The 21,884-nt window shown below is 61.8% G+C and carries 23 protein-coding genes and 2 tRNA genes; 11 read left to right on the top strand and 14 right to left on the bottom strand.

The features are described 5' to 3' along the window. Position 1 precedes the first annotated feature (1 nt). A complete protein-coding gene (locus tag HAV22_RS05570) occupies positions 2–205 on the bottom strand; it encodes a cysteine-rich CWC family protein (RefSeq protein ID WP_166857428.1) in 204 nt (67 codons plus the stop codon). Between the two features lie 165 nt (positions 206–370). Here HAV22_RS05570 and argB point away from each other — a divergent pair, with 165 nt between their 5' ends. The 6 genes from argB (at position 371) to HAV22_RS05540 (ending at position 4,926) form a co-directional block, all read left to right on the top strand. Next, the gene (gene argB, locus HAV22_RS05565) at positions 371–1,300 is read left to right on the top strand and encodes an acetylglutamate kinase (protein WP_166857426.1); all 930 of its coding nucleotides are present in this window, start codon (positions 371–373) and stop codon (positions 1,298–1,300) included. Positions 1,301–1,338: 38 nt separating this feature from the next. After that, positions 1,339–1,413, top strand: a tRNA-Thr gene (locus HAV22_RS05560). A 157-nt stretch (positions 1,414–1,570) separates the two neighbouring features. Then, positions 1,571–1,647, top strand: a tRNA-Asp gene (locus HAV22_RS05555). A gap of 90 nt (positions 1,648–1,737) precedes the next feature. After that, positions 1,738–2,484, top strand: a complete 747-nt coding sequence (locus tag HAV22_RS05550; RefSeq protein WP_371869551.1) for an HAD-IA family hydrolase — start codon at positions 1,738–1,740, stop codon at positions 2,482–2,484. Between the two features lie 4 nt (positions 2,485–2,488). After that, the gene (gene slmA, locus HAV22_RS05545; RefSeq protein WP_166857424.1) at positions 2,489–3,067 is read left to right on the top strand and encodes a nucleoid occlusion factor SlmA; all 579 of its coding nucleotides are present in this window, start codon (positions 2,489–2,491) and stop codon (positions 3,065–3,067) included. Between the two features lie 8 nt (positions 3,068–3,075). Continuing rightward, on the top strand, positions 3,076–4,926 hold the full coding sequence (locus HAV22_RS05540) for a chorismate-binding protein (protein WP_166857422.1): 1,851 nt from the start codon (positions 3,076–3,078) through the stop codon (positions 4,924–4,926). A 4-nt stretch (positions 4,927–4,930) separates the two neighbouring features. Here HAV22_RS05540 and HAV22_RS05535 read toward each other — a convergent pair whose 3' ends face one another. From HAV22_RS05535 to HAV22_RS05525, 3 genes are all read right to left on the bottom strand, one after another. Further along, positions 4,931–5,524: a glutathione peroxidase gene (locus HAV22_RS05535; protein WP_166857420.1), complete on the bottom strand. Its 594-nt coding sequence runs from the start codon at positions 5,522–5,524 to the stop codon at positions 4,931–4,933. A gap of 64 nt (positions 5,525–5,588) precedes the next feature. Next, entirely contained in the window at positions 5,589–6,431 is an 843-nt protein-coding gene (locus HAV22_RS05530; RefSeq protein ID WP_166857418.1) for a PPK2 family polyphosphate kinase, read from the bottom strand. Beyond that, positions 6,428–6,859 carry a CoA-binding protein gene (locus tag HAV22_RS05525; RefSeq protein ID WP_166857416.1) on the bottom strand — a complete coding sequence of 144 codons (432 nt, stop codon included), beginning with the start codon at positions 6,857–6,859 and terminating at the stop codon, positions 6,428–6,430. The genes HAV22_RS05530 and HAV22_RS05525 overlap by 4 nt, the downstream gene beginning before the upstream one ends. A gap of 170 nt (positions 6,860–7,029) precedes the next feature. Between HAV22_RS05525 and HAV22_RS05520 the strand changes: the two genes are divergently transcribed. Genes HAV22_RS05520 through HAV22_RS05500 form a run of 5 tightly spaced genes read left to right on the top strand, consistent with a single transcriptional unit; the run spans position 7,030 to position 13,192 of the window. Next, positions 7,030–9,705, top strand: a complete 2,676-nt coding sequence (locus HAV22_RS05520) for a type VI secretion system Vgr family protein (protein ID WP_166857414.1) — start codon at positions 7,030–7,032, stop codon at positions 9,703–9,705. After that, complete coding sequence (locus HAV22_RS05515) at positions 9,702–10,589, top strand: DUF4123 domain-containing protein (protein WP_166857412.1); 888 nt, start codon at positions 9,702–9,704, stop codon at positions 10,587–10,589. The genes HAV22_RS05520 and HAV22_RS05515 overlap by 4 nt, the downstream gene beginning before the upstream one ends. Positions 10,590–10,601: 12 nt before the next feature. Next, a complete protein-coding gene (locus HAV22_RS05510) occupies positions 10,602–11,237 on the top strand; it encodes a DUF3304 domain-containing protein (protein ID WP_166857411.1) in 636 nt (211 codons plus the stop codon). After that, positions 11,234–12,913 carry a T6SS phospholipase effector Tle1-like catalytic domain-containing protein gene (locus HAV22_RS05505; RefSeq protein WP_166857408.1) on the top strand — a complete coding sequence of 560 codons (1,680 nt, stop codon included), beginning with the start codon at positions 11,234–11,236 and terminating at the stop codon, positions 12,911–12,913. The genes HAV22_RS05510 and HAV22_RS05505 overlap by 4 nt, the downstream gene beginning before the upstream one ends. Positions 12,914–12,934: 21 nt before the next feature. Next, positions 12,935–13,192, top strand: coding sequence for a PAAR domain-containing protein (locus HAV22_RS05500; protein ID WP_166857406.1), 258 nt, complete (start codon positions 12,935–12,937; stop codon positions 13,190–13,192). A gap of 66 nt (positions 13,193–13,258) precedes the next feature. Here the strand turns inward: HAV22_RS05500 and HAV22_RS05495 are convergent, their stop codons facing one another. From HAV22_RS05495 to HAV22_RS05450, 10 genes are all read right to left on the bottom strand, one after another. Then, complete coding sequence (locus tag HAV22_RS05495; RefSeq protein ID WP_166857405.1) at positions 13,259–13,684, bottom strand: F0F1 ATP synthase subunit epsilon; 426 nt, start codon at positions 13,682–13,684, stop codon at positions 13,259–13,261. Positions 13,685–13,709: 25 nt separating this feature from the next. Further along, complete coding sequence (gene atpD, locus HAV22_RS05490; RefSeq protein WP_075793967.1) at positions 13,710–15,113, bottom strand: F0F1 ATP synthase subunit beta; 1,404 nt, start codon at positions 15,111–15,113, stop codon at positions 13,710–13,712. Positions 15,114–15,167: 54 nt separating this feature from the next. Then, complete coding sequence (gene atpG, locus HAV22_RS05485; protein WP_166857403.1) at positions 15,168–16,049, bottom strand: F0F1 ATP synthase subunit gamma; 882 nt, start codon at positions 16,047–16,049, stop codon at positions 15,168–15,170. A 63-nt stretch (positions 16,050–16,112) separates the two neighbouring features. Further along, positions 16,113–17,648 (bottom strand): F0F1 ATP synthase subunit alpha, encoded by a 1,536-nt coding sequence (atpA, locus tag HAV22_RS05480; RefSeq protein WP_166857400.1) that lies wholly within the window; start codon positions 17,646–17,648, stop codon positions 16,113–16,115. 65 nt (positions 17,649–17,713) lie between these two features. Then, positions 17,714–18,247: a F0F1 ATP synthase subunit delta gene (locus tag HAV22_RS05475; RefSeq protein WP_166857398.1), complete on the bottom strand. Its 534-nt coding sequence runs from the start codon at positions 18,245–18,247 to the stop codon at positions 17,714–17,716. A 2-nt stretch (positions 18,248–18,249) separates the two neighbouring features. Next, positions 18,250–18,720 (bottom strand): F0F1 ATP synthase subunit B, encoded by a 471-nt coding sequence (locus HAV22_RS05470; protein WP_166857395.1) that lies wholly within the window; start codon positions 18,718–18,720, stop codon positions 18,250–18,252. Positions 18,721–18,793: 73 nt separating this feature from the next. Further along, a complete protein-coding gene (atpE, locus tag HAV22_RS05465; RefSeq protein WP_056133842.1) occupies positions 18,794–19,036 on the bottom strand; it encodes a F0F1 ATP synthase subunit C in 243 nt (80 codons plus the stop codon). 85 nt (positions 19,037–19,121) lie between these two features. Then, positions 19,122–19,952, bottom strand: a complete 831-nt coding sequence (atpB, locus tag HAV22_RS05460) for a F0F1 ATP synthase subunit A (protein WP_166857393.1) — start codon at positions 19,950–19,952, stop codon at positions 19,122–19,124. Further along, entirely contained in the window at positions 19,949–20,293 is a 345-nt protein-coding gene (locus HAV22_RS05455; RefSeq protein ID WP_166857391.1) for an ATP synthase subunit I, read from the bottom strand. Before HAV22_RS05455 ends, atpB begins: the two co-directional genes overlap by 4 nt. Positions 20,294–20,986: 693 nt before the next feature. Beyond that, the gene (locus tag HAV22_RS05450) at positions 20,987–21,871 is read right to left on the bottom strand and encodes a ParB/RepB/Spo0J family partition protein (RefSeq protein WP_166857389.1); all 885 of its coding nucleotides are present in this window, start codon (positions 21,869–21,871) and stop codon (positions 20,987–20,989) included. Positions 21,872–21,884: the final 13 nt, after the last annotated feature.

Genomic DNA, 21,884 nt, shown 5'->3' with positions numbered 1-21,884 from the left:
TTCACGCGTCCGGCCTGGGCGGCGCCTCGGCGGCGCGTTGCGCGATATGCTGTTCCAGGCAGGCTGGACACCAGCACCGCGCCGCCTCGCCTGCCTGCGGCAACGCGACCACGGGCGGCAGCCGCGTGCACCAGCACGGTGCGCCGTCGTTGCCGTCGACCATCGCGCAGCCGAACGCCGCGCCACAGCGTGCGCACGTGCTCATGCGGCTACTCCGGCGTTCGGTTCGGCGCGGAAAGATGACTGTCGTGTATCCATATGTAATCCACCTTAACGGCGAGCGCCAGAAAATACAACATGGAGCTTTTATAATGCCCACTGCAGCGGGCTATTGCCTGTAAAATCTCGCAAATTCTTTTCCGGACCCCTAATGAACGCTACGCTGACCACGCTGACGGGCGACGACCAGAATAACGACCTGACTGCGGTCTCGCCGCAGATCAAGGCGCAGATCCTGGCCGAAGCACTCCCCTACATCCGCAATTTCCACGGCAAGACCATCGTCATCAAATACGGCGGCAATGCGATGACCGACGAACGCCTGAAGCACGGCTTCGCGCGCGACGTCATCCTGCTGAAGCTGGTCGGCATGAACCCGGTCGTGGTGCACGGCGGCGGCCCGCAGATCGACAACGCCCTCAAGAAGATCGGCAAGCAGGGCACGTTCGTGCAGGGCATGCGCATCACCGACGAAGAAACCATGGAAGTGGTGGAGTGGGTGCTGGGCGGCGAAGTCCAGCAGGACATCGTCATGCTGATCAACCACTACGGCGGCCAGGCCGTGGGCCTCACCGGCAAGGACGGCGGCCTGATCCGCGCACGCAAGATGGCGATGCCGGACCGCGACAAGCCGGGCGAATTCCTCGACATCGGCTTCGTGGGCGAAATCGAGGCGATCAATCCCGCCGTCGTGAAAGCGCTGCAGGATGACGCGTTCATCCCGATCATCTCGCCGATCGGCTTCGGCCAGGACGGCCAGGCGTACAACATCAATGCCGACGTCGTCGCCGGCAAGATCGCGGAAATCCTGAAAGCCGAAAAGCTGATCATGATGACCAATATCGCGGGCGTGCAGGACAAGAACGGCAACCTCGTGACGGACCTGTCAGCGCGCGAGATCGACGAGATGTTCGCGGACGGCACGATTTCCGGCGGCATGCTGCCGAAGATCTCGTCGGCGCTGGACGCCGCCAAGTCGGGCGTGAACACCGTGCACATCATCGATGGCCGCATCGAGCACTCGTTGTTGCTGGAAGTCTTGACCGAACAGGCTTTTGGCACTATGATCCGCTCGCATTGAAGATTCGTGGCGTCTGCATGGCGCCACAATCGTTGTTTGCCCTTGTAGCTCAGTGGTAGAGCACTCCCTTGGTAAGGGAGAGGCCACGTGTTCAATCCACGTCAAGGGCACCAGGATTTGTCCCCATTCCCGCCTGTTGTGGTATCCCCGATGCCTGACGTAACGGATAGACAAGACGCTTGTCCACGCTGCGCGTTTGCCCGCTGCAGCCGGAACGAGAAACCCGCCGCGCGATGACAAGCGCCTCGAACGCGGGCAGCAAGGAAAGCTGGAGCGGTAGTTCAGTTGGTTAGAATACCGGCCTGTCACGCCGGGGGTCGCGGGTTCGAGCCCCGTCCGCTCCGCCAGAATTCATCGAAAAGGGTCCGGTTCGCCGGACCCTTTTTGTTTTTCCGCTCCCGATATAATCGCGGGTACATCGATTTTTCGTCCATCCCGTGTCCAAGTCTCCTTCCCCCGTCTGGCTGTTCGACCTCGACAACACGCTGCACGACGCCTCGCACGCGATCTTCCCGGCGATCAGCGCCAACATGAACGCGTACATCGCGCGCGTGCTGGGCGACGGCATCACGCCCGCAAGCCGCGAAGCCGTCGACGCGGCCCGCGTCGGCTACTGGAAGCGCTACGGCGCCACGTTGCTCGGCATGATCCGCCACCACCGCGTCGACGCGGCCGACTTCCTGCGCGAGACGCACGACATCGGCGCCCTGCACGAACTGGTGCGCTACGAACGGGGCCTGGAACGGCTGCTGCGCCGCCTCCCCGGCCGCAAGATCCTGCTGACGAACGCGCCGACCGCGTATTCGACGGGCGTCGTGCGCCACATCGGGCTGCAGCGCCAGTTCGCGCACCACGTGTCGATCGAGGACATGCGCGTGCACGGCCAGCTGCGCCCGAAGCCGTCGACGCTGATGCTGCGCCGCCTGCTGCGCCGGCACGGCTTGTCGGCGCGGCGCTGCATCCTCGTCGAGGACACGCTCGTGAACCTGAAGCGCGCCAAGCAGCTGGGCGTGCGCACGGCGTGGGTCACGCAATACCTGCGCTACAGCGATCCGATCGGCAAAGCCCCGTTGCCGAAAATGGTCAAACGCCCCGCATACGTCGATGTCAAAGTAAAATCGGTTCTTCGGCTGCCCGCGCACCTGCACCGGCTGGCGCCTGACCCCAACACGGAGACGTTCTAACAACATGGCAAGCACGAAGCCGGGCCAACGCAAGCAGCAGATCCTCCAGGCTCTCGCGGCCATGCTCGAACATCCGAAGGGCGAGAAGATCACGACGGCGGCGCTGGCCGCCAGGCTGTCGGTGTCGGAGGCGGCGCTGTATCGCCATTTCGCCAGCAAGGCGCAGATGTTCGAAGGCCTGATCGAATTCATCGAGGCCACCGTGTTCACCCTGTTCAACCAGGTCGCGGAACGCGAGGACAACGGCGTCGCGCAGGCGCACGCGATGCTGCAGATCCTGCTGTCGTTCGCCGCCAACAACCCCGGCATGACGCGCGTGCTGATCGGCGACGCCCTCGTCGGCGAGGACGAGCGCCTGCAGCTGCGCATGAACCAGTTCTACGACAAGGTCGAGCTGGCGTTCAAGCAGGCGTTGCGCGTGGCCGCCACGCAGGGCCACGGCCGCGAGGAAGACGTGGCCGCGCGCGCCGCGCTGCTCGTCTCGTACGTGACGGGACGCTGGCACCGCTACGCCAAGAGCGGCTTCAAACAACACCCCATCGAGAACAGCCCGCTGCAGCTGGCCCTTTTGCTCGCCGCCTGACCGCCGCCATGGATGCCACCGTATTCGCCCTGCTCGACGACGCGAGCCCCGAAGGCCATGCGCAGGCGCGCTCGCGCCTGTACGACGGCTACGCGGGCATGCTGTCGTGCCAGCGCATCGACGACTGGCCGCGCCTGCTGGACGGCCTGCAGGATGCCCTCGCGCGCGGCCTGCACGCCGTGCCCGTGCTGACGTATGAGCTGGGCGAGCAGCTGGTCGGCATCGCGCCCGCGCGCGAGCTCCACGCGCCGCTGGCCCAGGTGCTGCTGTTCGAGCGCTACGGCATGCTGGACGCCGCCCAGGTCGACACGTGGCTCGCGCAACGCGCGCAAGGACAAGGCGGCGGCCCGGCCGGCATCGCCGCCGTGCGCGCGAACGTCGACGAGCCCACGTTCGCGCACGCCATTGGGCGCATCCGCGATTACATCGAGGCCGGCGACACCTACCAGGTCAACTACACGTACCGCATCCGCTTCGACGCCTTCGGCCCCGCGTGCGCCCTGTACGCGCGCCTGCGCGCACGCCAGCCCGTGCCCTACGGCGCGCTGGTCGGCTTGCCGGACGGGCGCGCCGTGCTGTCGCTGTCGCCGGAACTGTTCGTGCGCCACGATGCGGGCCGCCTGCTGGCGCGGCCGATGAAGGGCACGGCGCCGGCCGCGGCGGACGATCTCGTGAACGCCGTGCGCGCCCAGCATCTCGCCGCCGATCCGAAGAACCGCGCGGAAAACCTCATGATCGTCGACCTGCTGCGCAACGACCTCGGACGCATCGCGCGCACGGGCAGCGTGGGCGTGCCCGCGCTGTTCGAAGTGAAGCGCTACAGCAGCGTGCTGCAGATGACGTCGACGGTGCAGGCCCAGCTCGCGCCGGGGACGTCGCTGCAGGCCATCTTCGCCGCGCTGTACCCGTGCGGCTCGATCACGGGCGCGCCGAAGCGCCGCACGATGGAAATCATCCGCGAACTGGAACCGGCCGCGCGCGGCATCTACACGGGCGCGATCGGCTGGATCGATCCGCCACCGGGCGGCGGGTTCGGCACGCTGCAAGGCGCGCGCTTCGGCGACTTCTGTTTATCCGTCCCCATCCGCACGTTGACCTTGCAGCCGGAGCAGAACGGCGTGCGACATGGCGAACTGGGTGTCGGCGCGGGCATCGTGCACGACAGCGACGCCGGCGCGGAGTACGCCGAATGCCGGCTCAAGGCGCAATTCCTCACGGGCCTGACGAACGACTTCGAGATCTTCGAGACGATCCACGCCACGCGCGCGGATGGATGCCGCCACCTGGAGCGCCACCTTTCCCGCCTGGGCGCGTCCGCCGCGTATTTCGGCCATCCGTTCGATGCGGCACTCGCGCGCGCGGCCGCGCAGGAGGCATGCGCCGCGCTGCCGGACGACGGCCCGTACCGCGTGCGGCTCGCGCTGCGTGCCGACGGCGACGTCGTCGTGCAGACGGGCGCGCTGGCACCTTTGAACGAGCCGGTGACGCTGCTGCTGTCGGACGAACCGACGCACGCGCACGACGTCTTCCTGCGTCATAAAACGAGCATCCGCAGCCGCTACGATGCGGCGTGGCGCGCGGCGGAAAGCGAGGGCGCGTTCGACACGCTGTTCTTCAACGAGCGCGGCGAGCTGACGGAAGGTGGGCGCAGCAACGTGTTCGTCAAGATCGCCGGGCGCTGGTACACGCCGCCGCTGTCGGCCGGCGTGCTGCCGGGCGTGATGCGCGGCGTGCTGCTGGACGATCCGGCCTGGGACGCGATCGAGTGTCCCCTGACGCGCGAGAGCCTCGCGCACGCGCAGGAGATCGTCGTGTGCAATGCCTTGCGCGGCGTGCTCAGGGCGGTGCTGCGCAAGTAGCCGGTCAGCCGCCCAGCGCGTGTTCGATCTTGCCGACGAGGGTCGGGTCTTCCGGCGTCACCTTGCTGGGGAAGTAGTCGATGACTTTGCCGTTCCGATCGATCAGGTATTTATTGAAATTCCACTTGGGCTGGTTGCCGGTGGCCTTGATCAGCTCGGAATACAGCGGGTTGGCTTTGTCGCCGCTCACGACGGTACTGACGAACATGGGGAATTTCACGCCATACGTGTTGTAGCAGAGGTCCGCGATTTTCTTTGCGTCCGCATCTTCCTGTTTAAAATCGTTCGACGGGAAGCCCAGCACGACGAGGCCGCGCGGCGCGTATGTCGCGTACAGCTTTTCCAGGCCTTCGTACTGCTTCGTGAAGCCGCAATAGCTGGCCGTGTTCACCACGAGCACCACCTTGCCGGCGTACTGGCACAGGTCCTGCGGGGCTTCGTCCTGCAGGCGGTTGAACGTGTGCTTCAGCACGGCGGGGCAGCTGGCCGGACGGGCGGACGGCTGGGCGGCGGCCGGCGTCTGCGCCAGCACCGTGGCCGGCGCGGAGAACGTCGCGGCGGCGCCGAGGGAAAGCAGCAAAGCGATGGTCTTGGTCATGGTCGAAGAATGGTGCACGGGTTGGCGAATATGCATTCTATGCCAATCCACGCGACCACATCGCTCAGCCGTCGATCTTCACGTTGGACAGGTCCGCTTTCAATGGCGGCCATTCGAGCTTCATGCCCTGCATGGTCTCCAGCAGCAAGTGCGCGATGATCAGGTTGCGGTGCGTCTTCGAGTCGGCGGGCACGATGTACCACGGTGCCAGGTCACAGTCGGTCGCGTCGATCATGTCGGCATAGGTGCGCTGGTAGACGTCCCATTTGTCGCGCGCGCCCAGGTCGGCCGGGTCGAACTTCCAGTGCTTTTCCGGGTCGTCCAGGCGCGCCTGCAGGCGTTCGCGCTGCTCATCCTTTGAGATGTGCAGGAACACCTTCACGATCGTCGTCCCCGTCTCGGCCAGCATGCGCTCGAAGTCGCGGATCTGGGCGTAGCGGCGCTGGCACGCGTCGTCGTCGAGCGTGCCCGCCACGCGCGGCACCAGGACGTCCTCGTAATGGCTGCGGTTGAAGATCCCGATCTCGCCCTTGCCAGGCACGCGCGCGTGCACGCGCCAGAGGAAATCGTGGGCCTTTTCCTTGTCCGTCGGGGCGACGAAGCCGGTGGCGTGCAAGCCCATCGGATTGATCTGCGCGAACAGCGAGCGCACGGTGCCGTCCTTGCCGGACGTGTCCATGCCCTGCAGGATCAGCAGCAGTTTTTGATCGCGCGCCGCGTACAGCTTTTCCTGGAGCTTCGCAATCTCGTCGGTCAGCTCGACAGTAAGCGCTCGCTCTCGTTCCTTGATCTCGCCATTCTTGAGCTTGCCCTTCTTGTCGTCGCGCAGCGGGGTAGCGCCGGCGTCCTTGTCGCGCAACTCGAGTTTCTTTGGCGCGCGGAAGCGTTCCAGCATCGACGTACTCATGCGGCGCGCGCGTCCAGCTTGCGATGTTCGATCAGCATGCAGTGGTTCATCACCACGTCGAGGCCGGCCGCGCGGGCCAGGTCGGCGGCGACCTGGTTCTCGATGCCGAGCTGCATCCACAGGCAGCCGGCACGCACGTCGATGGCGTCTTTCGCGATGGGTTGCATCTCCTCGGCTTTACGGAAACAGTCGACGATGTCGATGCGCGTTCCGCCCGGCGCGAGCGCGTTGGCCGCTTCCTGCAACGTGGCGTACACGGTCTCGCCAAGGATCTCCTGGCCGGCATACGCCGGGTTGACGGGGATGATGCGGTAGCCCTGCTGCTGCAGGTAGGTCGCGACTTCCAGGCTGGCGCGTTCGGGCTTGTTGGAGAGCCCGACGACGGCCACGGTGCGGGCGGCGCGGAGGATTTGTTCGATGGTTCGCATGCTGGGCCTGTTCGTTTCATGTTGATCGTGTCGTGGTCCTAGCTTATCAGATTCATATCATCGGACGGCGCAGGACACAGTCTCGTTGATGAGCTTTGCAACTTCTCAATTTTGCTTCCACGCCAAATGCCAGAATGCACGTTGGTTCCGACAGGAAAACGGGAGGAGCGATGCAGAATCGGGATGCGCTCGGCGACTTCATGAATGGAGACAAGTGGCTGACCTCCAACAACCGGCTTATCCGATTGAAGCTCTTCCATCGAAACGGACTCAGTGACGACGTTCTCCTTCCTCAATGTGTCATGGGCACGGAAGCAGTGTGCAGCGGATTCGAGTATCAGATCGATTGCGTGGCAACGTCTCGCAACTTGCCACTGAAGGAATTCATCGGCATTCCCGCCACGCTCGAGTTTGTCACTGACCGCGGGCAGTTGCGAAAGGTAAATGGCTTGGTTGCGCAGGCAGCCTCGGGCGATTCGGACGGTACGATTACCAGTTACCAGCTCGTCCTCCGTGACGCCATGACGTTCATGGAGCATCGTGTCGACAGTCGCGTCTTCCGACAATTGAGCTGGCCTCAGGTTGCGGAGATCGTGCTGAAGGAATGGGCACAGCTGAACGGTGCGTTGAGCGGCATCTTCGAATACGAATTCGCGCCGGGCTTCCGCCTGGACAGGTATCCCGAGCGCGAACAGACCATACAGTTCAACGAATCGGATGCGTCATTCGTACGGCGGCTGCTGGCGCGCTCCGGCATCGCGTGGTATTTCCGTCCGGGGCGGAATCGAATGTGGCAGCAGGCAAGCCCGGCCGCGGAAGCGACGCCGGCGCATACTCTCGTGCTATTTGACGACCGAAGCGATCTGGCGCAGAACGCGGCTGGCACCGTCCGCTATCACCGCGACGATGCCGCTGAAGAGCGCGATGCCGTGACCCGCTGGCACGCTGTACGCAAGTTTCAGGCGGGCAGTGCGCGAATTTTCAGTTGGGACTGCAAACACCCGGGGAACGTACCGGGGATGTCTGCCGAAGCAACGTCGACGGCTGACCAGGGTCGATCGGGTAACGAACTGGCCGGCGGGGTGGAAGAGTTCATTGTCGAATCGCCGCATGTTGGTGCAGATAGCGAGGATCTTTATCGCCTCGGCTTGCTACGCATACAGCGCAAGGAACTCGATACGAAACACTTTACCGGGGAAGGAAGCATTCGGGACTTCTGCGCGGGCGAGTACTTCACGATCAGGAATCACCCTGAAATCGACCGCCATCCAGAGGCCGAGCGCGACTTTATCATCACGAGGGTCGGGGTCAGAGCCAGGAACAACCTGCCGAAAAGTCTTGAGGAGCGGGCGCGTAGACTGTTCGTGTGCAATGGCTGGGATGGTGGTTCCAATGCGCTGACCGACCTGACAGAGAAAGGGGCAGCGACTCCGTTTCAGATGCGGTTCGAGTCGGTGCGGCGCACGATCCCGATCGTTCCTGCGTTCGACCCGCGTACGGACCTGCGTGACCCCGGTTTGCAGACCGCCGTCGTGGTTGGCGGCGAAAACGATGTCGTGCATTGCGACCGATATGGCCGGGTGAAGATCCGATTCCCCGCCACGTATCCCGCAGATCATCAGGACGGCCGAGACACCGCGTCGACCACGCAACCCGATTCGGCCTGGGTGCGCGTGGCGACAAACTGGGCAGGCAGTATCGATTCACATTGCGGCACGCTGGCCCTGCCCAGGGTGGGAACCGAAGTCCTGGTGGCATTTCTTGGCGGTGACCCGGACAAACCCATCATTATCAGCCAGCTTTTCAATGGCCAAGCCTTGCCTCCCCCCTTGAGCGCACGCGCGAACCTGCCCTCGACACGATTTCTATCGGGTATGCATAGCCAGGAAATCCATGGCTCACGAGCGAATCAGCTCCGCTTCGACGATACGACTCACGAAATCAGCGCCCAACTCGCAAGCGACGACGGTGTTTCGCAACTGAACCTGGGGTGGCTGACGCATCCGAGGGGTGGCAGCCACCTGCCCCGGGGCGAAGGTGCCGAACTGCGGAGTGACAAAGCCGTCGCGATTCGCGGTGGCAAAGGCGTATTGATCACCGCAGAAGCCAGCAACGAGGCCGAGGGCAATCAATTGGACCGGGCGGAACTGATCGGCCTTGCCGACGGCCTGCGCGACATTGCCGACCAGCTCGCGAAACTCGCGGAAACCCATGCCAAAGATCCGGCCAGCGGGCCGCAATTGGCAGACCTCGTCGACAGACTAAGACATCTCGACGGCGGAACCAACGCCGCAAGAGATGGCAGCGGATCAGGCGGGGCTCCTGTCGTCGCGATCAGCGGTCCGGCGGGCATCGTCATGGGGACCAAGGAAAACTTCGCTCTCGGCGCCGGAAAGGACGTCGACCTCATCGCGGCTGCGGATATGCATGTCGCCGCCGGACGCCAAGCCTTCGTGCGAGCGGCAGAAGGCGTCAGCGTTTTCACGAACAACGGCGGCATGAAACACATTGCGGCACGCGGCAATATGCGAACGGAAGCGCAGGAAGGCACCATCGAATTGCTGGCAAAGAAGGTAATGGATCTGATCAGCACGACGGATTGGATCAATATCAAGGCCAGGAAGGGTGTCTGCATCTACGGCGGCGGCAGTGAATTGAAGATCAGCGCTGACGGGATCATCGGCAAAACGACGGGAAGCAGCCACGTATACGCTGCAGATCATCAGACGTTCGCCAAGCACGCGACGCAAGTGCAATTCCCTGACGAATTACCCCACCACGACATATGTATCCCGTGCCTGCTGATGGCGGCACGCGCGCACAGTCCATTGGTGGAGGCACAATGAACACTGCCGATCACGATGTATTCGTGTATCTCCTGATCGACAACGGCATGCTGCACGGTCTGTCGGCCGGCTACTCGGAAGTCGATTCCCAAAACCGTCCGTCGTGGCTCGCGCCCATCTATGCCGACCATGCGCTGGCAGTGAGCCCTTTCCTGGTCGACGTCGAAGCCGCGTACAAAGCCGGCGATATCGACCGTGTCATGGCTTTTCTGAACGCCCGCCGGCCTGGACTGCACGTATCGCTCATCGAGACTGGGCTGTACCTCGAACAGATCGCCTGGCATTTGCGTCGTTTCATTTTTATCCTCGACCCGCACGGCAGGCAATTCACGCTCAGGTATGCCGATTGCGCGGTGCTCGCCCCGCTGTCATCCCTCCTGACCACGACGCAATGGGCAACCATGAAGGGGCCGATCACCCGTTGGGGTATTCATGACCGCTCCGGGGCGATCGTTCAGCTGCCCGCGGCAGAGCCGAATGCAGCCGAGCCGACACCGTTTTGCCTCGACCATGATCAAGTGGCCGCCCTTGACGAGATCAGCGAACCCGATCATTACGTCGCCAAAGTGGAAACGATGCGAAACGGCGCGGCCTTGCCGGGGAATACCGAGGAACGACATGCATGGGCCCGTGCCGCACGGCAGGCGTGGCGTGCGGCAGATAACCCAAATCCGCTGGTTCTGCTGTTCCTGACCGAGGCGGCACTCTTCACCCAAGGCGAGATCCTGCGCAGGCCGGAGGTACAAACGCTTCTCAAGATGGATGAGGCCAGCGCGTTCCGAAATAAATTGCGAGAACTTGCCAAGGATATGCGTGAAAGACGACGTTGGGCTTCGCCAGCAGGCACCGCGGCGGGGGAATCCGATGCGGACATTTTGTTTTGAGGCCGAGGATTTATGAAGATACCTATTCCGAATTTCCTGCGTTGGTACCCTGTTATGTCATTGCTATTAGCAGGGATTCTGGTTGCGCTATTTATGTTCCTGTATGACTACCTTAAGGTGAACTACTTTAAGGTGGAAACTCATATTCCTGTTTTTTCGATAGGCGTCCACCATATGGGGAGCGACTATCGGATCCCCGATTTTTACGTTAATAAATATTCTGCAGGCAGTGTTGGCGAGAGTGGCGGCGGTGGTGGGATGGTATGTTGCTTCATGCTTCCCAAGAAATGGTATCCAGGATTAAAGGCAGACGTCCGGTGGGAACTGCGCCATATCACAAGGGAGTCCAGTGGCTCCGGCGCTAAAACGGAAGAAGTAGCGGGTTTTTATCGTGCTCAAGTGCCGGTGGAAGCGTATGCAAAGCCAGGAGACTTTTATGTACATTTTTTCCCGGGAGGGCGCGTTCGCATTGTTGTGAGCGAATTTTCAATTACGGGAAAAGAACACCCAATCCAAGGAGATGACCCTTTGGCGAGCCAGACTGCGACGCCAGGTTCGCCTATCAAGTCTCTCTTTACTGCCGAAGAGCTTGCCGAGTTTGAGCGTGAGTTCGCTCGTGATAAAGCAAAATATGGAGATTGGCGATGAAGCGAGCTGATGTAGTTATATCCTTGTGCAACAAGGCACCGACCTCCGGGATAAAACAAGTTGTTTCAGAGCGTGGCTACGATTTTAAAAAATGCGAAACCGCGTCAAACATAGGTTTATTTTTTGACGGAACGAACAACAACAGGGACCGTGATCGATCGAGGCTCGCCGATACCAATATCGCACGATTATACAGCGCCTACACCGATGATCCGACGACCGGGCACGACTCGATCTATATCCCAGGTGTAGGAACGAGATTTCCGGAAATAGGAGAAGACGAAGACAGCAAGCTAGGCGCTGGGTGCTCCTTCGGCTGCGAAGGTCGGGTTATTTTTGGTCTGTTAGCAGTTTTTAACGTCCTGCACCGACGTTGCTTTAACGCAGAGTTATTCGATCGAGCCACCATACTCGCATTATGCCGCAACAGCCTGAGTGTAGGCGACAGCACCGATCGCGAAAACCTCGCACGGATCGGGGTCCACAGCGGGTTGTTACAGACGAAAATAGGCAGTAACAACGTCCGGCGCGAATTCCTTACGCAGCAAGCTAGCTATCTAAGAGCAAAACTCAAGGAAGGGAAGCCCCATGTCGTCGAGTGTTTCGTGGACGTGTTCGGCTTTTCCAGGGGCGCCGCTGAAGCGCGGGTATTCTGCAACTGGCTGAATGAATTGCTCGTTGGCGGCAAACTGGCCGGTGTGCCGTTGCGCTTTCGTTTTCTCGGGATTTTCGACACGGTCGCATCCGCGGGCTTTTGGTCCGGCGTGTCGGCATTGGTCACCAATTCGACCGGCGGCCATGGCGCGTGGGCAAGCAACGATGCACTGCGCGTACCGGCCTCTGTCCAGAACTGCGTCCATATGGTCGCGATGCACGAGCTTAGGCGAAACTTCCCTCTGGATGAGATCGGGGTCGGCGGCAAACTGCAGCCCGGATGGGTCCAGCACGCGTATCCCGGTGCGCACAGCGATGTTGGAGGCGGCTATAAGCCTGGCGAACTCGGCATCTCGGTAGGGCACGATTCCATGAAGCTCTCTCAAATACCGCTGAACCACATGCTGGATTGCGCGGTCGCGGCCGGCGTTCCGCTAAAAAAGCCCTCACCCCAGCCCGGCAGCCACGATCCATTCGCCGTTCATCCCGACGTTGCGAAAGCGTTCGCCGATTTCGTTTCGCATGCCACGCTGGCGCCCCGGCCCATCTACGAATGGCTGCAGCCGTATCTCGATTGGCGATGGCAGATACGCGACCGCTTCAACACGAGCAATCAGGTCAAACGCGCGGAACGGACCGACAGAGAGATTCTCCTCGAGTGGAACAACCGCCTGATTAACGACGCCGCCGCAATGATGCGTTCCGCCTCGATGAGCTTGACCCAGCGGACGTTCGCTGCAGTCAAAGACGTCATTTATACCCGCGCAAGGAAAGATGTGCTGACGACCTCCCTGCTGGAACCCGAGGCCCGCGCCGTGTTAGCGCTTGCCCAGCGTTCCAGGCCGACTCCCGCCCCCACTGCCGCGCTATTCGACAGCTATGTCCATGATTCGCTCGCCGGCTTCGATTTGCCGGAATGCGAACTGACCGGCTACTGGAGGTACCGGCGAGTCTTCTTGGGCAACGACGACCACACGATCGCCGCGAACGAGGACAGCGATACGGCACGCAACATCGCGTGACGTATTCGAACGAGGGACGACATGAAAGATCAGCAAGGACGTGGTGTTGTCCGTCTTGGCGACAAAACCACCCATGGTGGAGAGGTCATTTCGGCGGCACAGGATTTCACTGTGCTCGGCAAACGGGTCGCAGTCGAAGGCGACTCGACATACTGCCCTAAATGCAAGGGGAAATACCCGATCCTGCCTGGCAGCGACACGCACAAGCATCATGGGAAACGGGTCGCATATGACCGGGATCCCACGGCCTGCGGCGCCAAGCTGATCTCGTCCATATAGCTGAGATTTTATAAAAAAAGGCAGCCCGCAGGCTGCCTTCTTCGTGGACCGCAAGAACAACCGCGATCAGCGCCCTTTCTGACGCAGCTTGGCGATGGCCGCCAACTGAGCAATCGCCGCCGCCAGTTCGGCTTGCGCCTTGGCATAGTCGATTGCCGATTCCTTGTTGACCATCAGCTCTTCGGCCTTGCGCTTGGCGTCCTGGGCTTTCGCTTCGTCCAGGTCGGCACCGCGGATTGCGGTGTCGGCCAGGACCGTCACGCCTTTCGGCTGGACTTCCAGGATGCCGCCGGCGACGAACACGAACTCTTCGTCGTTGCGGCCTGCCACTTTGATGCGCACGGCACCCGGGCGGATGCGCGTGATCAAGGGGGTGTGCATCGGGTAGATACCCAGCTCACCCGATTCACCCGGCAACGCGACGAATTCCGCTTCGCCCGAAAAGATCTGCTCTTCGGCCGAGACGACGTCAACGTGAATGGTATTTGCCATAAGTGTCCTTTGAAGAGGCTAGCGATCAAGCAGCCAGCTTCTTGGCCTTCTCGATCGCTTCTTCGATGGTGCCGACCATGTAGAACGCCTGCTCCGGCAGGTGGTCCAGCTCGCCCGACGCGATCATCTTGAAGCCCTTGATCGTGTCTTTCAGCGAGACGTACTTGCCCGGTGCGCCCGTGAACACTTCAGCGACGTGGAACGGCTGCGACAGGAAACGCTGCATCTTACGAGCACGTGCGACGACCAGCTTGTCTTCCGGTGCCAGTTCGTCCATGCCCAGAATCGCGATGATGTCGCGCAGTTCCTTGTAGCGCTGCAGCGTGCCCTGCACGGCGCGTGCGGTGCTGTAGTGCTCTTCGCCGACGACCAGCGGGTCCAGCTGGCGCGAGGTCGAGTCGAGCGGGTCGACTGCCGGGTAGATACCCAGCGAGGCGATGTCACGCGACAGAACGACAGTCGAGTCCAGGTGGGCGAACGTGGTGGCAGGCGACGGGTCGGTCAAGTCGTCCGCAGGGACGTACACGGCCTGGATCGACGTGATCGAGCCGGTCTTGGTCGACGTGATGCGCTCTTGCAGGCGGCCCATTTCTTCGGCCAGCGTCGGCTGGTAGCCCACGGCGGACGGCATACGGCCCAGCAGTGCCGACACTTCGGTACCGGCCAGCGTGTAACGGTAGATGTTGTCGACGAAGAACAGGACGTCCTTGCCTTCGTCACGGAACGCTTCGGCCATCGTCAGGCCGGTCAGCGCGACGCGCAGACGGTTGCCCGGCGGTTCGTTCATCTGGCCGTAGACCATCGCGACCTTCGAGTTGCCCAGGTTGTCCAGGTCGACGACCTTCGCATCGGCCATCTCGTGGTAGAAGTCGTTACCTTCACGGGTACGCTCACCCACGCCGGCGAACACGGACAGACCCGAGTGCGCCTTGGCGATGTTGTTGATCAGTTCCATCATGTTCACGGTCTTGCCGACGCCGGCGCCGCCGAACAGGCCGACCTTACCGCCTTTGGCGAACGGGCAGACCAGGTCGATCACCTTGATGCCGGTTTCCAGCAGGTCTTGCGACGGCGACAGCTCGTCGTACTGCGGGGCGGTGCGGTGGATCGATGCGGTGCGCTCCTGGCTCACCGGACCGCGCTCGTCGATCGGGTTGCCCAGCACGTCCATGATACGGCCCAGGGTGGCCGGACCGACCGGCACCATGATCGGGTTGCCGGTGTTCTGGATGGTCATGCCGCGACGCAGGCCTTCCGAGCTGCCCAGCGCGATGGTGCGGACGATGCCGTCACCCAGCTGCTGCTGCACTTCCAGCGTCAGTTCGGAGCCTTCCATTTTCAGTGCGTCATACACCTTCGGCATGGCGTCGCGCGGGAATTCCACGTCAACCACCGCGCCGATACACTGAACGATTTTGCCATCAGCCATGTTCGTTCCTTCAGATATAGTTTTAATGTCGTTTCGTGAGGTCGTTCGCGTCGCTTAGCCGCTGATCGCAGCTGCGCCCGACACGATCTCGGAGAGTTCTTTCGTAATCGCCGCCTGGCGGGTCTTGTTGTAGACCAGCTTCAGCTCGCCGATGACGTTGCCCGCGTTGTCGGTTGCAGCCTTCATTGCCACCATGCGTGCCGATTGCTCGGACGCCAGGTTCTCGGCCACCGCCTGGTAGATCAGCGCTTCCACGTACCGGATCAGCAACTCGTCGATCACCACCTGCGCTTCCGGCTCGTAGATGTAGTCCCACGAGTGGGCGCCGCTTTCCGCCTCCAGGTGACCGGCCGGCAGCGGGAGCAGCTGCTCGATGACCGGTTCCTGGCGCATGGTGTTGATGAACTTGGTGTAGCACAGGTACACCGCGTCCAACTGGCCATCCTGGTAAGCGTCGAGCATGACCTTGATCGGCCCGATCAGCTTTTCCAGGTGCGGCGTGTCGCCGATCTGGGTGACGCTCGACACGACTTTCACGCCGATGCGGTTCAGGAACCCCAGACCTTTATTGCCGATTGCAACGGCTTCAATGCGATTGCCCGCGGCTTCCAGCTCGCGGGACTTCTGCGTCACCTGGCGCAGCACGTTGGTGTTCATGCCGCCGCACAGACCCTTGTCGGTCGTGACGACGATGAAGCCGACGGCTTTCGCCTCGACATCCTTGGCTTGCGCCATGAACGCGTGCGTGTACTCCGGGTTCGCAGTGGCGAGGTTGGCCGTGATGCTGCGGACCTTCTCGCTGTAGGGACGGGCGGCGCGCATCCGGTCCTGCGCCTTGCGCATCTTGGACGCGGCGACCATTTCCATCGCCTTGGTGATCTTCTTCGTATTTTCTACGCTCTTGATCTTGCCACGTATCTCTTTGCCTGCTGCCATGAGCCCTTACTCCTAGTGGGGACGGGGTCCAACCCCGTCCCGAGATCCATCAATAAGCCGGTCTTAGAACGACTTCTTGAAATCGGCGACGGCGGCGGCCAGCGCTGCTTCGCTGTCCTTGTCCAGTGCCTTGGTCTCTTCGATCTTGGCCAGCAGCGCGCCGTGGCTCGACTTCAGGAAGCCGTGCAGGCCCGCTTCGAAGTCCAGCACGCGCTTGACGTCGATGCTGTCGAAGTAACCCTTGTTCACTGCGAACAGCGAGGCGGCCATCAGCGAGATCGGCAGCGGCGAGTACTGCTTCTGCTTCAGCAGTTCCGTCACGCGCGCACCGCGGTCCAGCTGTTTGCGGGTCGACTCGTCCAGGTCCGATGCGAACTGCGCGAACGCGGCCAGTTCACGGTACTGTGCCAGGTCGGTACGGATACCGCCGGACAGGCCCTTGATGACCTTGGTCTGGGCTGCGCCACCGACGCGCGACACCGAGATACCGGCGTTGATCGCAGGACGGATACCGGCGTTGAACAGCGAGGTCTCCAGGAAGATCTGGCCGTCGGTAATCGAGATCACGTTGGTCGGCACGAATGCCGAGACGTCGCCCGCTTGCGTTTCGATGATCGGCAGTGCGGTCAGCGAACCGGTCTTGCCGGTGACGGCACCGTTCGTGAACTTCTCGACGTAGTCGGCGTTGACGCGTGCGGCACGCTCCAGCAGACGCGAGTGCAGGTAGAACACGTCGCCAGGATATGCTTCGCGGCCCGGCGGGCGACGCAGCAGCAGCGAAATTTGACGATAAGCGACGGCCTGCTTCGACAGGTCATCATAGACGATCAGCGCGTCTTCGCCGCGGTCGCGGAAGTATTCGCCCATCGCGCAGCCCGAGTAGGCCGAGATGTATTGCATTGCAGCCGATTCCGAAGCGGACGCGGCGACGACGATCGTGTACTCCATCGCGCCGTGCTCTTCCAGCGAGCGGACGATGTTCTTGATGGTCGAGGCCTTCTGGCCGATCGCCACGTACACGCAGGTCACGTTCTGACCCTTCTGGTTGATGATCGCGTCGACTGCGACAGCCGATTTACCGGTCTGGCGGTCGCCGATGATCAGCTCGCGCTGGCCACGGCCGATCGGCACCATCGCGTCGATCGACTTGATACCGGTCTGCAGCGGCTGCGACACGGATTCACGCGCGATCACGCCCGGGGCGATCTTTTCGATCGGGGCGGTCAGCTTGGCGTCGACCGGACCCTTGCCGTCGATCGGCTGGCCCAGTGCGTTGACGACGCGGCCGCGCAGTTCCGGACCGATCGGCACTTCCAGGATGCGGCCGGTGGTCTTGACGATGTTGCCTTCCGAGATGCCTTCGTAGGCGCCCAGGATCACGGCGCCGACGGAGTCGCGCTCGAGGTTCATGGCGAGGCCGAAGGTGTTGCCCGGGAATTCCAGCATCTCGCCCTGCATCACGTCCGACAGACCATGGATGCGGCAGATACCGTCGGCGACGGAGATCACCGTGCCTTGGTTACGAACATCAGCGGAACCTTCGAGGCCCTGAATGCGGCTCTTGATCAGTTCGCTGATTTCAGACGAATTAAGTTGCATGAGTGCTAACTCCTAATAGTTTCTTGATGCGTAGGGCAAGTCTGGACGCGGAGACGGTGCGATTCTCAGGCAACCAGCGCGTTGTGCATCTGTTGCAGCTTCGCGCGGACGGAGGTATCGAGCACTTCATCGCCGACGACCACGCGCACGCCACCGATCAGCGACGGGTCCACAGTGACCGTGGGGTTCAGCTTGCGGCCAAATTTCTTTTCCAGCGTGGCGACCAGCGGGTTGAGCTGGTCGGCCGAAAGATCGAACGCGCTGTAGATCGACGCGTCGGCGGCACCTTCCTGCGCATTCTTGAGCACAGCAAACTGGGCACCGATTTCCGGCAGCAGGGCGACGCGGCCGTTCTCGGCGAGCATCGCAATAAAGTTCTTCGCTTCGGCGCTCAGAGGCGACTTGACCATCGACGCGATCGCATCGGCAAGCTGTGCGTGCGTGACGAGCGGATTGGCAGCAAAAGCCTGCACATCCGCATTGGCACCGATCTGCGCCAGTTCCGCGACGGCGGCCGACCAGGCGGCCAGGTCGCCCTGTTGGGCGACGCGGAACAGGGCTTCGGCGTAAGGGCGGGCGACGGTTGCGAGTTCAGCCATGATCAGAGCTCGGTCGCCAGGCGGTTCAGCAGGTCGGCGTGAGCCGCTGCGTTGACTTCGCGCTTCAGGATCTGCTCGGCACCGGCGACGGCCAGGGCAGCCACCTGGGCACGCAGTTCTTCGCGCGCGCGGGTGATCTGCTGCTCGGCATCGGCCTTCGCACCTTCGATGATGCGGGCAGCTTCGACGTTTGCCTGCTGCTTGGCGTCTTCCACGATCGCTGCGGCACGCTTTTCGGCGTCGGCGATGCGCTTGGCGCTTTCGTCGCGCGTCGCGGCCAGTTCGGCGGCGATACGCTTTTCGGCGGCGGCCAGTTCCACCTTACCGCGGTCTGCTGCGGCCAAACCGTTCGCGATCCTCTCGGCGCGCTCGTCGAGCGCTTTCATCACTGGTGGCCACACGAATTTCATCGTGACGAACACCAGGATGAAGAAGACCACGAACTGAACAAATAAAGTTGCGTTCAAGTTCACGGTAAATTCCTTCTCACAAAAACGGATGCCGAACCTGGGGGGTTCGGCTGTTCAGAACCGAATATTGATTCGATTAGGCGTGGAACGGATTTGCGAAGGCGAACAGCATGGCGATACCAACACCGATCAGGAATGCCGCGTCGATCAGGCCGGCCAGCAGGAACATCTTGGTCTGCAGGGTGTTCATCAGTTCAGGCTGACGTGCCGAAGCTTCCAGGTATTTGCCGCCCATCAGAGCGATACCGATACAGGCACCGATTGCACCCAGGCCGATGATCAGACCGCAAGCCAGCGCAACGTAAGAATAGTCAGTCATTAGATTTACTCCAAAAGTTATTTAAAAATTAAAAATTTACAACTCTTTACTACCACTATCTTGTTCGTTCTTGCGATCGCGTCGGTCAGTGGCTCTCGTGGGCCTGACCGATATACACCAGCGTCAGCATCATGAAGATGAATGCCTGGAGAAGCACGATCAGGATGTGGAAGATTGCCCAGATCGAGCCAGCGATGATGTGGCCGACGATGCCGAACACGGTCAGCGTGGAACCGAGCAGAGCAATCAACAGGAACAGCAGCTCACCGGCATACATGTTGCCGAACAGTCGCATGCCGAGCGACACGGTGCGTGCTGCGTATTCAATGATGTTCAGGAGCAGGTTGGCCGGCGCCAGGTAGATGCCGAACGGCGCGGCGAACAGTTCGTGGATCCAGCCGCCGATGCCTTTGATCTTGACGTTGTAGTACAGGACCACGGCCAGCACGCCCAGCGAAATGCCCATGGTGCCGTTCAGGTCGGCGGTCGGGACGATACGGAAATGCGGCTCGCCCATGCCCAGCAGGCGGAACAGGCCGGAGAACAGGTCGACCGGCAGGAAGTCCATCGAGTTCATCAGGAACACCCAGACGAACACGGTCAATGCCAGCGGGGCGATGAAGCTGCGGTCGCCGTGGACGATCGATTTCGACTGGTCTTCCACCATTTCGACGATGGCTTCGAACATGCCCTGGAAACGGCCCGGCACGCCCGACGTCGCGCGACGTGCGGCGAAAATCATGATCGTCAGTGCGAGGACGCCCATCGCGATCGACCAGAAGACCGTGTCGAGGTTAATCACGTGGAAATTAACCACGAAGCCTTGCTTGGCCGAGGTCAGGTGGCCAAGGTGATGCTGGATATATTCGCCTGCGGTTGGCGCATGCTCGGCCGCGGTTTCTACCGTGTTCGTCATTGTTTATGCCCAAATAATAAAATGATGTAACTTTTCAGCGCCACGATGAACCCGCCCAGCAGGGCCAGCCAGTTCAGGCCGTGGTACAGCCGCGCCGTTGCGTACAGCAGCGCGAGCGTTAAAGCAATCTTTACAAATTCCCAGATGAAAAATGTGGCAGGACTTGCACCGCCCATTTTTTGTGAACTGGCGAACAGGCGAAACGCCATGATGCCATTGGGCACGACACAACACATCCCGCCGAGTACCGCCGAAAACATCGCAGCCCACCCTCCCAGCAGTCCGGCGATCACGCCGGCCACGAGTGTTGCCGTGATTTGCAGGGAGACCAAGCGCAGCATTTTTCTGTTCTTTTCGCGCCAGCCGTGGTGGAACCGAGTAACGGTGTGGTAATTACATGAATCAGCGGGATTATAAGGTGTTATCGAAGCCATAGTCAAACTCTTCCGTCCTTGCGCTCGCTTATATCGGCTGTAAAAACGACAAACTATTTCGGCGGTAAACTGTGAATTTTCCTACAGAATATTGTGTCTTTACGTCTGATGAGCGCGGTAAACCGATAGTTTCTGCCATGCATATACCGATCGGAAAAGGTTGGCGAGTCGGCCACGGCGGCTCACGCCGCGGACATAATCTTGCACCGAGGCAGTGAACGTTGTGAGCAGTGGGAGTGCGCGCTGCGTCGTCCTGGTGCACCCGGGATGGGTAGCGACGCGACGCGGGTTGTGGATAACGGCCGGCTTATCGACAGGCGGCGACGAGTGCCGCGGACAAAAAAGTGCCGGGCACACGCCCCGGCGGCGGCATCAAATTCGGGGTCAGCAAATTCGGGGTCAGAGCATTTTTTTGCGTGATTCGGGGTCAGAGCACTTGTCGGGGAAATTGCTCAAGGGAGCGTGGGGTGCCCAAAAGGGGGCGGCTTTGGCGCGAGAACGACCCGGCAGCGGAGGTTGCGCCATCCTTCGCTGCGGTGCGGGAAATTGTTCAGGACAGTGCTCTGACCCCGGGTTTGTGCTCTGACCCCGAACGTGGCGTCACGCGCGCAGGCGCGCGAGCACGGTGTCGAGGATGTCGAGGTCGGCGAAGTCGATGATCAGCTGTCCCCTGCCCTTCGGGCCCATCTTGAACGCGACGGGGGTCGCGAGACGGTCCGACAATTCTTCCTCCAGGCGCACGATGTCGCCCGGCTTGTCCTTCTGGCGCGGCGCGGCGGGCGGCGCGTTGTGCTCTTCCAAAGTACGCGCCACCATCTTTTCCGTCTCGCGCACCGACAGGCGCTTGGCGATCACCTGGTTCGCCAGCGCGATCTGGCTCGCCGCATCGACGGCCAGCAGCGCGCGCGCATGGCCCATGTCGATGTCGCCCGCCATCAGCATCGTCTGCACGGGCTGCGCGAGGTTCACGAGGCGCAGCAGGTTCGACACGGCGCTGCGCGAGCGGCCGACGGCCTGTGCCGCCTGTTCGTGCGTGAAACTGAATTCCGAGATCAGGCGTGCGATGCCCTGCGCTTCTTCCAGCGGATTCAAGTCTTCGCGCTGGATGTTCTCGATCAGCGCCATCGCAGCGGCGTTCTGGTCGTCGACCTCGCGCACGAGCACGGGGATCTCGTCCAGGCCGGCCAGTTGCGCCGCGCGGAAGCGCCGCTCGCCGGCGATGATCTCGTAGCGCACGCCGTTCGATGCGCCGTCGATCGGGCGCACGAGCACGGGCTGCATGATGCCCTGCGATTTGATGGATGAGGCCAGCTCGGCCAGCGAGCCGTCGTCCATGCGCGTGCGCGGCTGGTATTTGCCGGCCTGGATCTGCGTGACGGGCAGTTGGGACGGCGCGCCGGACGGTGCGGCGGGCGTATTGGAAGCGTCTCCGCCCAGCAGCGCGTCGAGACCGCGGCCGAGGCCTTTGAGTTTTTTGGTTGCCATAGCTGTTTGAACT

This window comes from Telluria antibiotica (assembly GCF_011682055.1).
Taxonomy (GTDB): domain Bacteria; phylum Pseudomonadota; class Gammaproteobacteria; order Burkholderiales; family Burkholderiaceae_D; genus Telluria; species Telluria antibiotica.
Note: the sequence above shows the minus strand (reverse complement) of the source record. Positions and strands in the feature narration are given on the sequence as shown.

Coding starts and splice junctions, on each gene's coding strand:
- HAV22_RS05525 (WP_166857416.1), bottom strand. CDS start 6,859: ATGCGAACCATCGAACAAATCCTCCGCGCCGCCCGCACCGTGGCCGTC.
- HAV22_RS05520 (WP_166857414.1), top strand. CDS start 7,030: ATGCAGAATCGGGATGCGCTCGGCGACTTCATGAATGGAGACAAGTGG.
- HAV22_RS05510 (WP_166857411.1), top strand. CDS start 10,602: ATGAAGATACCTATTCCGAATTTCCTGCGTTGGTACCCTGTTATGTCA.
- HAV22_RS05535 (WP_166857420.1), bottom strand. CDS start 5,524: ATGACCAAGACCATCGCTTTGCTGCTTTCCCTCGGCGCCGCCGCGACG.
- HAV22_RS05500 (WP_166857406.1), top strand. CDS start 12,935: ATGAAAGATCAGCAAGGACGTGGTGTTGTCCGTCTTGGCGACAAAACC.
- atpA (WP_166857400.1), bottom strand. CDS start 17,648: ATGCAACTTAATTCGTCTGAAATCAGCGAACTGATCAAGAGCCGCATT.
- HAV22_RS05495 (WP_166857405.1), bottom strand. CDS start 13,684: ATGGCAAATACCATTCACGTTGACGTCGTCTCGGCCGAAGAGCAGATC.
- HAV22_RS05450 (WP_166857389.1), bottom strand. CDS start 21,871: ATGGCAACCAAAAAACTCAAAGGCCTCGGCCGCGGTCTCGACGCGCTG.
- HAV22_RS05505 (WP_166857408.1), top strand. CDS start 11,234: ATGAAGCGAGCTGATGTAGTTATATCCTTGTGCAACAAGGCACCGACC.
- HAV22_RS05540 (WP_166857422.1), top strand. CDS start 3,076: ATGGATGCCACCGTATTCGCCCTGCTCGACGACGCGAGCCCCGAAGGC.
- HAV22_RS05515 (WP_166857412.1), top strand. CDS start 9,702: ATGAACACTGCCGATCACGATGTATTCGTGTATCTCCTGATCGACAAC.
- atpB (WP_166857393.1), bottom strand. CDS start 19,952: ATGACGAACACGGTAGAAACCGCGGCCGAGCATGCGCCAACCGCAGGC.
- HAV22_RS05475 (WP_166857398.1), bottom strand. CDS start 18,247: ATGGCTGAACTCGCAACCGTCGCCCGCCCTTACGCCGAAGCCCTGTTC.
- atpE (WP_056133842.1), bottom strand. CDS start 19,036: ATGACTGACTATTCTTACGTTGCGCTGGCTTGCGGTCTGATCATCGGC.
- HAV22_RS05570 (WP_166857428.1), bottom strand. CDS start 205: ATGAGCACGTGCGCACGCTGTGGCGCGGCGTTCGGCTGCGCGATGGTC.
- atpG (WP_166857403.1), bottom strand. CDS start 16,049: ATGGCAGCAGGCAAAGAGATACGTGGCAAGATCAAGAGCGTAGAAAAT.
- atpD (WP_075793967.1), bottom strand. CDS start 15,113: ATGGCTGATGGCAAAATCGTTCAGTGTATCGGCGCGGTGGTTGACGTG.
- argB (WP_166857426.1), top strand. CDS start 371: ATGAACGCTACGCTGACCACGCTGACGGGCGACGACCAGAATAACGAC.
- HAV22_RS05455 (WP_166857391.1), bottom strand. CDS start 20,293: ATGCTGCGCTTGGTCTCCCTGCAAATCACGGCAACACTCGTGGCCGGC.
- slmA (WP_166857424.1), top strand. CDS start 2,489: ATGGCAAGCACGAAGCCGGGCCAACGCAAGCAGCAGATCCTCCAGGCT.
- HAV22_RS05530 (WP_166857418.1), bottom strand. CDS start 6,431: ATGAGTACGTCGATGCTGGAACGCTTCCGCGCGCCAAAGAAACTCGAG.